This window comes from Nocardia rosealba, assembly GCF_020216065.1.
Classification (GTDB): Bacteria; Actinomycetota; Actinomycetes; order Mycobacteriales; family Mycobacteriaceae; genus Nocardia; species Nocardia rosealba.
The window spans coordinates 388,935-401,099 of sequence record NZ_JAIWNA010000003.1 but is presented as its reverse complement, the minus strand read 5'-3'; the positions used below and the strand labels follow the sequence as shown (position 1 = coordinate 401,099).

The 12,165-nt window shown below is 70.0% G+C and carries 12 protein-coding genes; all 12 read right to left on the bottom strand.

Annotation, left to right across the window (positions count from 1 at the left end; translation table 11 throughout):
* Positions 1–29 precede the first annotated feature (29 nt).
* The 12 genes from LDL21_RS15370 to LDL21_RS15315 all read right to left on the bottom strand — a co-directional run bounded on the left by LDL21_RS15370 (position 30) and on the right by LDL21_RS15315 (position 12,139).
* Positions 30–338, bottom strand: coding sequence for a transposase (locus LDL21_RS15370; RefSeq protein ID WP_225280598.1), 309 nt, complete (start codon positions 336–338; stop codon positions 30–32).
* Positions 335–2,761: a putative type IV secretion/conjugal transfer ATPase gene (locus tag LDL21_RS15365; RefSeq protein WP_225280597.1), complete on the bottom strand. Its 2,427-nt coding sequence runs from the start codon at positions 2,759–2,761 to the stop codon at positions 335–337. Before LDL21_RS15365 ends, LDL21_RS15370 begins: the two co-directional genes overlap by 4 nt.
* A 7-nt stretch (positions 2,762–2,768) precedes the next feature.
* Complete coding sequence (locus LDL21_RS15360) at positions 2,769–4,265, bottom strand: SCO6880 family protein (RefSeq protein WP_225280596.1); 1,497 nt, start codon at positions 4,263–4,265, stop codon at positions 2,769–2,771.
* Positions 4,262–5,665 carry a hypothetical protein gene (locus LDL21_RS15355; RefSeq protein ID WP_225280595.1) on the bottom strand — a complete coding sequence of 468 codons (1,404 nt, stop codon included), beginning with the start codon at positions 5,663–5,665 and terminating at the stop codon, positions 4,262–4,264. The genes LDL21_RS15360 and LDL21_RS15355 overlap by 4 nt, the downstream gene beginning before the upstream one ends.
* Positions 5,666–5,718: 53 nt before the next feature.
* Positions 5,719–6,534 carry a DUF8175 domain-containg protein gene (locus LDL21_RS15350; RefSeq protein ID WP_225280594.1) on the bottom strand — a complete coding sequence of 272 codons (816 nt, stop codon included), beginning with the start codon at positions 6,532–6,534 and terminating at the stop codon, positions 5,719–5,721.
* The gene (locus LDL21_RS15345) at positions 6,531–7,136 is read right to left on the bottom strand and encodes a DUF8175 domain-containg protein (RefSeq protein WP_225280593.1); all 606 of its coding nucleotides are present in this window, start codon (positions 7,134–7,136) and stop codon (positions 6,531–6,533) included. The genes LDL21_RS15350 and LDL21_RS15345 overlap by 4 nt, the downstream gene beginning before the upstream one ends.
* A gap of 25 nt (positions 7,137–7,161) precedes the next feature.
* The gene (locus LDL21_RS15340; RefSeq protein ID WP_372462184.1) at positions 7,162–7,407 is read right to left on the bottom strand and encodes a hypothetical protein; all 246 of its coding nucleotides are present in this window, start codon (positions 7,405–7,407) and stop codon (positions 7,162–7,164) included.
* Positions 7,408–7,415: 8 nt separating this feature from the next.
* Positions 7,416–7,709, bottom strand: coding sequence for a hypothetical protein (locus tag LDL21_RS15335; RefSeq protein ID WP_067493819.1), 294 nt, complete (start codon positions 7,707–7,709; stop codon positions 7,416–7,418).
* Positions 7,710–7,803: 94 nt separating this feature from the next.
* Complete coding sequence (locus tag LDL21_RS15330) at positions 7,804–8,454, bottom strand: hypothetical protein (RefSeq protein WP_225280592.1); 651 nt, start codon at positions 8,452–8,454, stop codon at positions 7,804–7,806.
* Positions 8,451–9,305 (bottom strand): MinD/ParA family ATP-binding protein, encoded by an 855-nt coding sequence (locus LDL21_RS15325; RefSeq protein WP_225280591.1) that lies wholly within the window; start codon positions 9,303–9,305, stop codon positions 8,451–8,453. Before LDL21_RS15325 ends, LDL21_RS15330 begins: the two co-directional genes overlap by 4 nt.
* Positions 9,306–9,316: 11 nt before the next feature.
* On the bottom strand, positions 9,317–10,486 hold the full coding sequence (locus LDL21_RS15320) for a DUF8176 domain-containing protein (protein ID WP_225280590.1): 1,170 nt from the start codon (positions 10,484–10,486) through the stop codon (positions 9,317–9,319).
* Positions 10,487–10,540: 54 nt separating this feature from the next.
* Positions 10,541–12,139, bottom strand: a complete 1,599-nt coding sequence (locus LDL21_RS15315; RefSeq protein WP_225280824.1) for a cutinase family protein — start codon at positions 12,137–12,139, stop codon at positions 10,541–10,543.
* Positions 12,140–12,165 lie beyond the last annotated feature (26 nt).

Below are 12,165 nucleotides of genomic sequence, written 5' to 3'. Positions count from 1 at the left end.
GAGGACAGGCTCGTCCGCCGCGGCGGTGTTCACGTGCGGCGCCGGGTTTCGTTGAGCGTGTCGGCGAGGGTGCGGTTCATCTCGGCGGCCGCGGCCAGCTGTTGTTGCAGCAGCACCACTTTGCGGCGCAACGCGGTGGCGTCCATCCGGTCCAGGCTCGGTCCCTCGGCCGCGCGCACCCAGTTGCGCACCGAATTCGCGTGCACGCCGATCTGTTCGGCGACCACCCGGCACGCCTCGGACTCGCTGCGCAGCTTGTCGGTGAGCGCGAGGACCTGTTCGACGGCGGCGTTGCGCACCTCGGGCGAGACGCGGCGGTAGGACCGGTGCGGCATCATGGCTGGTCCTCCTCCGGTGCCTGACCTCTCGGGTGGTCACCGAACTCGCTGAACCGCTGGTTCGTGTCGTGGATTCCGCTTTCTTTCTCCGACACCGTGAACTCCATGTGGAAGGGGATGCCGGGACGGCGATCCTCACCGATCTTCAGCAGAAACTTGCCGGTACCCGGCGGCGACGGCCGCTGCTGGCCCGGTTTGAGTGCCTCACCGGTGAGCGCCTGCGGCGCCGACCATCCGGTGACCATTTCCTGTTCGGCGGCCGTGAACGGCACCGTCGAATCCAGTCGCGAGATCTCCTCGGCGGGCAGGGCGCCGAAGATCTTGGCGCGGGCGCGTTCCAGGAAGCCGATGGCCTTGGCGATGGCGGCATCCGAACCGAGCGCCTGCAGGTCCTTGATGGTGTGGCTGATCATGATCAGCGCGGTGGCCAGGCCACGCTGCAGACGGGTCAGTTCGTCGACGCGGTCGACCATGAAGTCGCCGAGCCCGAGCACCTGCCACAGCTCGTCCATCACCACCTGGAAGTAGCGCTGCGGGCCGAGTTTCGCATCGGCGAGCACGTGCGCCGCCTCCACCGAGGCGAAGCCGTCGGCCCAGCAGGCCAGCATCACGGCGGCTTTGAGCTTCTTGTCACCGGTGGGGATGTGGGACACGTCGATGCACACGGCGACGGCGCCGGTGTCGATGGGCACGCTGGTCTGGCCGTTGAAGATGGCGCCGAAGGGGCCCTGGGTGAGCGCCCGCAGCGAGCGTCGCAGATGTTTGATGGCGTGGGCGTATTCGTCCTCGTCGTCGGCACCCGCGTCGAGCATGAGTTCCGGTCCGCCCGCGACGATCACCTCGAGGAGATTCTCCATGATCGGCGGTTTGTCGGGGGCGTAGCCGCTGCCCGGCTGGTACAGGATGCGCAGGGCGGTGGCGATGAGCGTTTCTTCGAAGTCCGCCACCCGGGCGCCGCGGACCAGTTCCACGAGACCCGCGATCAGAGTGACTTGACGGGCGCGCAGATCCTGCAGCACCTGCAGTTGCAGCGCCGGGAATTCCTCGAGCCGTGGCACCACCGAGCCGAGCACACCGGCGGCGAGCGGGTTGAGCTTGCCGTGCCCGTAGCCGAGGTCGATGACCTGACCGCCGACGAGTTCGACCATCTTGCGGTAGTCGGGTTTCACGTCGGCCAGGATCAGCGGGGTGATGCCCTGGGCGATGCCGCCGAGCACGATCCGGCGCACCAGCGAGGACTTACCGAAACCGTTGAGCCCCAGCACGAAAAGGCTCGGCGCGGTGATGAAACTGCCGCGCATGAACCAGTTCATCGGGTCGAAGCACACCGGGGCGCCGGTGTGCAGATGCGAACCGAGCGGGGTGCCGATCAATGGTGCGCCCGCGCCGACCGACCACGGCCACAGGCCCGCGACCTGCGCGGTGGTCGCCCGGTACTCCACGGGGCGACCGACGACATTCATCTTGCCGCCGCCCGCGCCGGAGTAACCCCGGTCGGTCAGTTCAGCTGTGGTGCGGTCGAATCCGTCCTTGACGACGGCCTCGGTGCGGGCCTGGGCATTGTTGCGGCGCAGGTCGTCGGTGTGGATGCGGAAGGTCGCCCAAGCCGCGCGCAGACCCGACTGCTCGCGCGCGATCATCTCGTAACGGGCGCGGGTGGCGTCGTCGAGGAGCGCCGGACCTTGGCGGCGTTCGGGTTTGGCCTTCGCCCGCGCCGAACGACCCGCACCCATCGCGCGGTCGGCGGCGTCGTCCGGGCGCAGGGCCTTGGCGGGCCGCGCCACCTTGGCCGGACGCTGCTTCTTCGTCGGCTTCGGCGCGGACTGCTTCGGACGGCGAGGCGAATCACCTTGCGGGCGTTCGTGTTCCAACCGTGGTCCGTGGTCCTCGTCGCGCAGCCCGCCGAGTGGGCGCCGCTCGGCGTCACGACGCGGACCACGCCCCCGCCGCTCCCCCTCCCCGCGCCGGTCACCACGTCCACCGCCGCGGACATCGTCGCGACGGCCACGCAAGTCCTCACCGCGACCACGCATGTCGTCACCGCGACCACGCGAATCGTCACCACGGCCCCGCAGCTCGTCAGCATGCCCGCGCGGGTCGTCGCCGCGCCGCCCGCGCACGTCGTCACCCGACGGTCGCCGCTGACCAGCGCCACGACCTCGCTCGGATCGCTCGCGGGCGGAACGTGCCGGATCCTCGCGCGATCCGCGCTCCCCCGCCGCACGTTCCTCGCCCGCGCGGGAACCCCGCGACGGGTCGTCGCGGTCGGTGCGCTCGTCGAGGCCGAGCACGTCGTCGCTCACGCGCGACGTGCTCCCCGCGGGGCGTGGCTCGCGTTCGCCGCGAATGCGTGGTGGCCGGTGGACCGGGCGCAACGCGATGTCGTCGCGGTCGCGCACCGGGGGTTCGTAGTCGCGTCCCATGATCGCCTCACCCCGCCAATGCCTTCGGAATGGTCGCGTGTTCGGGCAGGATCACACCGCAACCGAGAGAGGCCGCGAACGCCGCGGACTGGTACCGGTAGCACCGGCGGATCTTGAGGCGGGCCTGCGTCGACAGGTCCCGCGTGATGGCCTCGATGCGCGGCAGGTCACCGCGCAGCGGTTCGGTGATGGTCACCAGGGCACCGAAGCGGGTGACACCGTGGCCGCGCGCCTGTTCCTCGCGCGCCTGCTGGGTGGCGCCGACGCGCAGCGTGGCCGCCGCCGACACCACACCGCGTTCGCTCTGCTGGGCGACGAGCGCGTTCTTGAAGTCGTCGTCGACGATCTCGGCGGCGTCGGCGGCCGAATGGGGCCGGTAGACGATCGCGATGCGTTTGCGTGGTACTTCGGGATTCGGCGCGAGCAACCGCTGCAGCACCCGTTCGTCCACCGCGCCTTCCGGGGCGGCGTCCATCTCCCAGGTCACCGAGCGGCCGCCGTCGTGGATGAAGTGGTCCCACTTCTCGTCGTAGGACACCGGGCCCGCGTCGTCCCAGCCGAGGCCGTGCCCGCCGGGATCGGCGGCGGCCACCTCGAGATCGGCCTGGGCGGCCGGGTCGTAGCTGCGCCTGATGAAGGAGATGACCTCCTCGGCCGACATCGGCTGTGCCCGCACGCCCGCCTCGGCCAGCGCGGCGCAGATTCCGGGCAGCCGTCGCCCGATCTCCACGGCCTCCTCGGCTGGGTTCTTACGTCGTTCGGCGGTGGTCGCCTTGAACGTGATCGCCACGCGCGGCAGCAATTGCACACGCTCCTGCGGCAATTCGGTGGCCAGCTCGTACATCACCTGCTGGGCAAGATCCGGCGCCTCGGGGCGGGTGATGGTGGAGACCTCGTTGAGCAGGCGGTTGCCGGTCTCGGGCACGGTGTCGATCACCGGGACCACCGCGACGATGTCGCTGGTCTGGCCAACCGATGCCAGGAACGTGCCCCATGCGGAGACCCAGCGGTCGATCACCGGCTGGTCGACCGCCTCGTGGCCCTGCGGCCAGGCCCGCAGCACTACCGTGTACTGCGCGAAGGCGGGCAGGTGGATCATCCCGAAGTGGTAGCCGCCCGCGTCGATGCCCTCGTAGAGCTTCGACGGGGCGAGCAGTCCCGGCAGTTTCGTGACGCCGCCGGGGATCCGGGAGAACCGGCCACCGCGGTACACGTGCTCGCCGTTGCGGCGCGAGCGCATCCAGTTGAACATCATCAGTCCCGTCTCATAGCCCGAACGGCCCCCCGTCCGCCACACCAGCGGCACCATCACCAGCGCGCCGAAGCCGCCGACGATGAAGCCCCATTTGAATCCGCCGACCATCGCACAGACCAGTGCCGTGATCACCACGACGAAACCGATGACGGTCTCTTCCCAGCGCAGGCCGAAAAGGCCGGCGCTGCGGGGTTTCTGCCACAGGCCGTAGGAGCGGCGCTCGTAGGTGTCGGTCGCGGAGGTGCTCATCGCGGAATCGTGCTCCTGCCGAGGTCGGGTGAACGGTTGGCCCAGCGGTCACCGGCCACGTCGCCCGCCCGTTCGTCGGCGCGGGCGGTGGAGGCCGCCGCGGCCCGGGCGGCGGCCATGTTGCGGGCCGCGCCCGAGGGCACCGCGCCCGAACTGGCCGGTGGCGGTGCGGAACCGCCGCCGCGTGGCGGTGGCGTGGGTCGCGGAGCGCCGCCGCGCTGGGCGGCCGCGCCACCGGTACCGCCTGCCTGATTGCCGAAGTAGCCTGCCGTGCCCGGCGCCGCGACGGGCCGCGCGGCCACGGCCTTGGTGCCGACCGCGCCGAGCGCCATCGCACCGAGCGCCACACCGCCGGTGGCGATCAGACCCGAGCCGCCGGTACCGACGGTGGCCACGGCGGGCGCGACCAGACGCATCAGCGCGGGCAGCACGAACGCCACGCTGCACAGCAGCACCAGCGCGACCAGCATCCGCTGGGCGTCCTCACCGCTGGGCAGCCCACCCGAGGCGGTGGTCTCGTCGGTATGCCCCGCCGTGGTGAACGCGATCATGTACACGATCGCCGCCACCGGTTTGAACAGCATGAACGCGATGATCCAGCCGACCAGTTTCTGATACGACTGCTTGCCCGTACTGGTCGCCGACGCCGCCGCGGCCAGCGGCAGCACACCCGCCGCGACCACGAGCAGACCTTGGCGCACGATCGCGAGCACGATCTGGGCGAGCGCGCCGAGCAGGCCGACGATCGCGATGATCAGCACCAAGCCGGGCGAGAAGGCTTGCAGCTTCGAGGTTTTCACCATCAGCTCGGCCATGTTCTTGGCGTTGCCGCCGGTGGCGTCGGCGATGATCCACTCGGAGAACTTGTCCGAGGCGCGCGTGCCCGCCACGATCACCGCGCCGAGCATCCACGAACTGAACACCACACGCGCGAACAGCCGGAACGACTCGGCGGCCTCGCTCACGGCCGCACCACGTCTGGCCTCGGCCAATCGGCCACCGGTGATGATGACCGAGGCGATCAACAGCAATATCTGGATCTGATACGTGTAGTCGTTGATCTTGGTGAACAACGCGCCCGAGTCGCTCACCGCCTCGTTGGGCACCTTCATCCAGAAGGTCAGGGCAAGGATCAGCGCCTCACCGAGACCCTTCATCAGCGAGTCCACCACCTTGCCGAAGGTGGAGTCCCACGCCTTGTCCTTGACCGCCGTCGCGGCATCGCCCGGGTGCGTGGCGGCATTGCCCGCCTTGCAGACCGCCGACGCGGCATCACCCAGCGAGACACCGGGAATGGCGACGCTGTCGAGCGTGTCGTGCAGTTCGTTGCACGCCTCGTCGAAGCCGTAGGTCTGACCGTAGGCCACGGTCGGGGTCGCGATCATCACGGTGAAGATCACCGCGAATATTGTGACGATCCGCCTCAGCATTGTCGGCACCCCTCGATGGTTGGTCACCATGTCGTCCACCCCGCCAGCGATTCCACGTATTCGGTCCGGTTGTTGGTGGTGGTCGACGGTTTCAGCCGCCAATCACCGTCGTCCCACACCACGATCAGCCGCATGGCCGCGTACAGCTGTTTACCGTCGACCACCGGACCGCGCGAGGCGAGTCGCACGATCGCCATGTCGTCGGCGTAGTCATCGATGCGGAAGGCGTCGGAGGCGACGAAGTAGCGCGTCACCTTCTCCGGCTGCTGCTCGGGCAGTTTGTCGGCGGCCAGCGCCGAGTCGTAGGCGGCCAGCTGGGTGGAGCTCACCCGCAGCTGCGTCACGTACAGGTCGCGGTCGGCGGGCCTGGCGTTGAGCCGGTAGGTGATCTGCGCGGCGGCCAGCGCGGCACCCTGCGGGGTGTGCGCGTAGCCGACGGCCAGTCCGGCCTCGATCCGCGACGGTCCGTCGGAGGTGGAGAACGGCACCGACGCGCCGTAGACCCGCTGCCACCCGTGCGGTTTCGTCGTGCCAGCCGGGGCGGCGGTGAGCCAGTCCGGGTCGTCGGGTGTGCGCCGCGCGCTCGGGTCCTGGGCCAGCGGTTGCCCGGCCGGGTTGTTGGGGATGTCGACGCGCCTGCCGAACAGGTCGACCTCCGGTTCGGCGAAGCCCGTGCCGCCCGCCGCCTGTGGTGGCGGCGGACCGGCGTCGATCTCGCCCTCGCCGCTGCTGGTGAAGTACACGACCGCGCCGACGACCAGGATGAGGGCGAGCAGGGCACCGGAGGCGATCATGCCGAACGACGCGCGGTCGCGCGTCGACGCCTCCTTCTCGCTCACTTCGGTGCCTCCAATGTCACGATGTCGGGTGGTAATTCGTCGATCGCGTCGACGGGTCGGGTGGTGGACTCCGGGTCGGGTAAGCGCAGTCGCCAGTCTTGTCCGTACCAGCTCACCGCGGTGTGGTTCACCGCGCGGGAACGGTCCGAGTACTCGGTGTAGACGTCCACACGGGCTTGCTCGTCACGGTATTCGGTGATTTTGTAACCCAACAATTTCGGCGCGTACTCGGGCGCGGCGGGCCCGGCGATCGACAGCTGCACCCGGTTGATCGCCCACTCGTCGCGTGCCGGTCCGGGGACGAGGCCCCGGTTGACGACGGTGGCCCAGTCGTCGTCGGGTGCCACCGACAGCCGGATGGTGTGGGTGAGTGCGGCCAGCCCGGCCCCGCGCGGCGAGTGCTCGAATCCGGTTGCGGCGCCCTGCTGTACCTGGGCGGGCCCCTGATCGGCGTGGGGCAGGGCGATGCCCTGGTAGTGCTGCCAGCGCACGCCGGTCGGTGCCGAGGACAGGTCGGGGCCCGCGTCCTGCTCACCGCAACCCGCTGCGGCGGTGAGCAGGGCGATACCGACCAGCACCGGTCGTGTCACTGTGGAATTCATGGTCGTGCCTTCGTCGTCCGCTGCCTCACGCCGGCAGGAATGCCAGCGCGATCGCCGACGCGGTGCTGGCGACCGCGGCGCCGATCAGGCTCATGAGCACACCGTGTGAGGCATCGTTGACGGCGAGGTCGCTGCGGAACGCGATCCACAGCCGACCCGCCGACAGGATCATCCAGGCCAGGCACGACAGCAGTACGAACCACAGCAGCCAGTTGAGCAACTGCATCAGCGGCGCGAGCACGTCGGCCGGGATCTGTTTGTAGGCGAGCACGGCGATCACTAACCGATGACCGCATTCATGATCGTGCCCGCGCTGGTGGCGACGACACCGCCGATCATCGCGCCCGCGACCATCTTCGGCGACTCGAGGCCGCCGCCGGTCCAGCGCTCCCACGCGAACTTGCCGCCCGCGTAGGTGATGCCGCAGATACCCGACAGCAGCACGAACCAGGTGAGGTATCGCACCAGCTGCAGGATTTTCTCCGAGCCGGGAGGAGCTTCCGGGGTCGGGTTACCGACCTGGGCAAGCACGGTGCCGTACGTGTCCTGCACGGCGAGGAGGAGCATGCTCATCGGGTGCCTTTCTCCCACTGTAAAGGTGTTGTGCCACAAACACTTCGACGCCGACACACGTTTGTACACCACAGACGGCCGACGCGCCCGGCCGTCATGATCGACCCCGCTGCGCCGCCGAGGAGATCGGCGAACCGAGGCTCGTTCTGATGGCGGCGACCAGATCGGTTCCCAGCTCACCGATCTCGATCGGAACCTCTTCGAGCGGGTCCGGCCTGCGCTTGCGGGCCACCACCTCGTCGCCCGGCGACCACACCGGAAGTGCACCGGATTCGACGAGAGTCCATTCCTCGATCCACGGCACCTGCCAGACGTGCCCGGCCAGCGAACCGACCACATCGCGGTAGCGGCGGATCTCTGCGGGCATCCGCCCCGGCCGCGCGGCGACGGTGATCAAGCCGAGCACCAGCGACGGTCCGGCCAGCCCCGCGTGGTGCTGGCGCAGCAGATCGTGGGCACGGGTGAGTCCCGAGATGGTCTCGCGCGCAACGAGCACCACGTAGGGCGATTCCCGATCGAAGACACCCGGCCAGCGGCCACGGGCGTCCGCGGCGGGCGCGAGGACATGCGCGAGCGTGGTGGCGCCTGCCCCACCGTGCACGCCGAGCAACCAGACCAGCGGCGCCCGTCCCACCCCGGGGACCGGGCGCTCCCAGATCTTGGCGCGCAACGATTCAGGCGGCGCGACGACACCGGCGGGCGCATCCGGTTCACGACGACGACGAAGATTCATAGCTGCCGTCATGATGCCACTCCCGCGAGCAAGCTCCCATATGCCGCACGCGTCGCCTCGGCGAGCTCGCTGTGGCGAACCAGTTCGCCGCGCGCCAGATGCGGGTCGTAGGGGATCTCGACGACCTCGCGCACCCACCCCGACAGGTGTTCGCGCAAATGCTCCGCAACGCGCGAATCGTCCTGCGAATACTGGTGGGAGACAACGATGGTGGTGTCGGCCACGACTCCCGCGCCGTCGTCGCCGTAATGGTCGTCGAGCCATTCCAGGGTCACCCGCAGCCGGTTGGCGGCGTCGACCCGGGCCGGAATCGTCAGGACGAGCGCGATATCGGCGTCGTCGAGCAGAGGGCGCAGTTGCCGTCCGGCAATCGGGTTGCCACCGTCGTAGACGGCGGTGTAGCCACCGGCGTCCAATGCCCTGGCGACAGTGAGATATGTCGCGCGCCGCCGCAGCGGGGTCGCGTCGCGCCAGAGCAGCCCGAATCCGGAGGTGGACCGCGACAGGCAGTCCTCGATCGGGGCCGGTTCGTCGTCGCCGCGCCCGTAGACCCACGACTGCAGGTTCACCGGGTGCAGGTGTTTGTCGGCGCCGCGTAGGGCGAGGTCGCTGCCCGCGGCGGTGGCGTCGACGGCGACGGTCACCGCACCGTCCATCGCCGAGGCCGCGGCCAGGCCGAGAGTGGTCGTCGTGGTGCCCGCGCCGCCGCAGCCGCCGACGACGAGGATCGGCCTGCGTGCCCCGCCGGAACGCGCGCCGCCCCTGCGCCGCAACCGCACCACCGGAGCCGGATCACGCGCGAGGTCGTCCGACGGGTCCCCCTCGGGGGCCTCGTCGAGCCATCGGCTCCAGTCGTCTGTCATCGCCTTGCTCCTTACCCTGCCGCGATGCCCGCGATGAGCGTGCGATCGCCGACGCGCGTCGTTCGCACCAACTGCTTGGTGTAGGTGGCCGGCGCCCCCGCGGGCCGGAATTCGGTGACCTCCACGGTGTACCGGTCGGGGGCGACGGTGGTGATCCGCACGCAGTGCGTCGTGCCGACCGGGATGGAATCGATGCCGCGCTGGATCACCGCGGCCGAGGACACCTCGGCATCTGGGGTGACCACCGCGCGTGCCTCGGTGCCCGATCGGGTCACGTAGTAGGCGTACTGGAAGGCGAGCACCGCGTCGGGACCGGAACTCGTGCCGCCGGGTTCGGCGCTACGGACCACCAGTTCGGTGCGTTCGGTCGGGCACGCGCCCCCGGCGTCGGCGGTGAGGTTGCCCGCCGTGAAGTGCAGCGGGGTGGCCGGTTGCGCGGCGTGGCTGCTGCCACGTCCGAACAGCAGGAACATCACACCGGTCGCGGCGACCACCAGCACCAGCACGGCGACCGCGAGCACGACCCATGAACGGTTGCGCCGTCGGGCCCGGCGTTCCCGCAGGGCGCCCGACGGTTCGAGCACATGCGCTTCGTCATAGTCGTCGGCGGCATCGGCCCAGGGGAACTGGACGAGTTCGGCGTCGTAGTCGTCGTCGGGACCTGGCGCGTGTTCCACCCAGTCCGACCAGCCGCCGGTGAATTCGCTGCGCCGCGCGGCGTGTTCGGCCAGCGGCACGGGCTCGGGCACGTAGGGCCGCGCTTCCATGATCGGCGCCGGCTCGCGCTCGTCCGCGTAGTAGTCGACGGCCGGTTCGTCGCGGGGTGTGGTGTCGAACCCGGCTCGCCGGTCCTCGGCACGCGCAGGCGTTTCCTGCTCCGCCGAGCGCGGTGCCGGGTCGGCGCCCGGATCCGGTTTGGTGAAGTCGCGGGCGGTGAAGTCCTCGGCGCAGGATTCGTCGACTTCGGGGGCAGGCTTGGTCCACGGTTGTCCGGAGCGCTCGACGGGCGTGGCCGGGTGGTCGGCCGTCGGGATGCGCTCGGGGCGCTGCGAATATCGGGCGGGGGCCTCGTCGTCGCCCGCCACCTGCTCGGTGGTGTCCTGGCGCGCAGGGTCGGCCGTGTCGGTTTCCGGCTCCAGCGCCGAGTACCAGCGCGACAGTTCGTTGTACGACTTCAACATTCCCCCCTTTCCGCTACGCCGGGCACATGGATTCGCATCGATACCTCTCGGTACTCAGTTCACTGAGAACGGGCTGGTAGGTGATGGTTCGGGTGTCGCGGCAGGCGGAGTCGTCGCGCCGCCGGATGAGGCGCCATCGGCTCCTGTCCCGAACGGAAATTGTCCCCCATGACCGGGTTTCGATGGCGTAGGCTCGCCGGTTCGGCTGGTGAAGAGGCCGGGGTCGGGCGTGTCGGGCCCGCCGAGCGGTGTCGCGCCGCGCCCGGAGGTTGCTGCGGCGTCGCGGGCGATCGCGGCGAACCAGTCGGCCACGTACCGGGTCGGTGTCGCGCCCTGGGCGCCTACCCCGATCTGGGAGTACGCGACGTGGCGCTGCATGGAGTCCCAGTAGCGCACCCAGGTGGTCACATCCAGCAATTCCCGGTTGTCGGTGATGTTCTGCGCCACCGCCGTGAAGGCCTCGTTCACCAGGCGCACGCCGGTGGTCGGCGGGATCAGCTGCGCGACGGCACCGACGAGCTTCGTCCCGAGCAGCGTGAGCCCGGCCAGCGGGTTCGACAGCGCCGCCGTGGCCAGTTCGGCGATACTCGCCGGCGTGAGCACGGTCTTCACCACGGTCGCGACGGAGTTGATGCCGATCATGCCCACCTTCAGCAGCGCCTGGAACGCGGCGTTCACGTCGAGGGCGGCGCGCGGGTCGGCGGCGTCGGCGAGACGCTGGGAGATCGACTTCTTCGGCGAGAGCGACACATCGGCCAGCGTGCTGCCCGCGATGTCCTCGTTCACCACGGTCGAGGCGGTCTTGATCGAGGTGAACGCCAGCGCCTGCGCGATCGAGACCAGCGAACCGATGGGGTCGCCGCCGGACAGTTTCACCTGACTCACCAGGTTGGTGACCGCCCGCATGAGTGGCGCGTTCTGGGGTGCATCACACGCGAGATCGCCTGTGGCACAGAAGCTTGCGACGCGACCCGTGAGTTTGCCGTAGTCGCCCGCCCGGTCGTAGCGGGAACCGAGCCCGCCGCCGGGGGCCGGCGCCTGACGAACCGCACCGAGGTCGGCGACGGCGGCGCCCTCGGTGCCGGGAGCGGCGAGCGGGGTGGCGCGGTCGGGTGCGCCCGGGAACAGCGGCGCGTTCTCGCCCCGGGTCGGATCGGCGAACAGCGCGACCGCGGCGACCTTGTCGGCGGGCAGTACGCCGGTGCCGGAGCCGACCTCCTGCGCGAACAGCGAAGCCACGTGGGCGCCTTGCGAATACCCCACCACGGCGATGCGCGAGTCCGGGCACCGCTGAGCTACCTGCGTGGCCATCGACCGCAAGCGTTCGAGACCGCCGTCGACCGATTCGGTGTAGGGCACGACCCCGCCGGGAACGGCACCACCGAAGCCCGCCTCGTAGGGAACGTAGGCGCGGTCGACGAGTCCCGGCTCGGCGGCCGCGGCGAGCAACGGCCGGAAGACGGTGCTCAACATGCCGGTGTCGGTGCTCGGCGCGGCATCGGGCGAGGACTCCCCCGTGCCCTGAATTCCCAAGGCGTACAACGCAGGACAGGCATCGATGGCCACGCGTGTCGACGGTGCGACGGGGGTGACCTCTTCCGCGGCGGCCACCCCCGCCGACACCGACGCCGAGGCAACGGTGATCGCGATCATCGTCACCGTGAGTCGTGTCGTGCACC

What these genes read in the sequence shown, in the direction of transcription:
- LDL21_RS15320 (WP_225280590.1), bottom strand. Translation starts at nt 10,486, where the DNA reads ATGTTGAAGTCGTACAACGAACTGTCGCGCTGGTACTCGGCGCTGGAG.
- LDL21_RS15370 (WP_225280598.1), bottom strand. Translation starts at nt 338, where the DNA reads ATGATGCCGCACCGGTCCTACCGCCGCGTCTCGCCCGAGGTGCGCAAC.
- LDL21_RS15345 (WP_225280593.1), bottom strand. Translation starts at nt 7,136, where the DNA reads ATGAATTCCACAGTGACACGACCGGTGCTGGTCGGTATCGCCCTGCTC.
- LDL21_RS15315 (WP_225280824.1), bottom strand. Translation starts at nt 12,139, where the DNA reads ATGATCGCGATCACCGTTGCCTCGGCGTCGGTGTCGGCGGGGGTGGCC.
- LDL21_RS15325 (WP_225280591.1), bottom strand. Translation starts at nt 9,305, where the DNA reads ATGACAGACGACTGGAGCCGATGGCTCGACGAGGCCCCCGAGGGGGAC.
- LDL21_RS15335 (WP_067493819.1), bottom strand. Translation starts at nt 7,709, where the DNA reads ATGAGCATGCTCCTCCTCGCCGTGCAGGACACGTACGGCACCGTGCTT.
- LDL21_RS15360 (WP_225280596.1), bottom strand. Translation starts at nt 4,265, where the DNA reads ATGAGCACCTCCGCGACCGACACCTACGAGCGCCGCTCCTACGGCCTG.
- LDL21_RS15330 (WP_225280592.1), bottom strand. Translation starts at nt 8,454, where the DNA reads ATGACGGCAGCTATGAATCTTCGTCGTCGTCGTGAACCGGATGCGCCC.
- LDL21_RS15365 (WP_225280597.1), bottom strand. Translation starts at nt 2,761, where the DNA reads ATGGGACGCGACTACGAACCCCCGGTGCGCGACCGCGACGACATCGCG.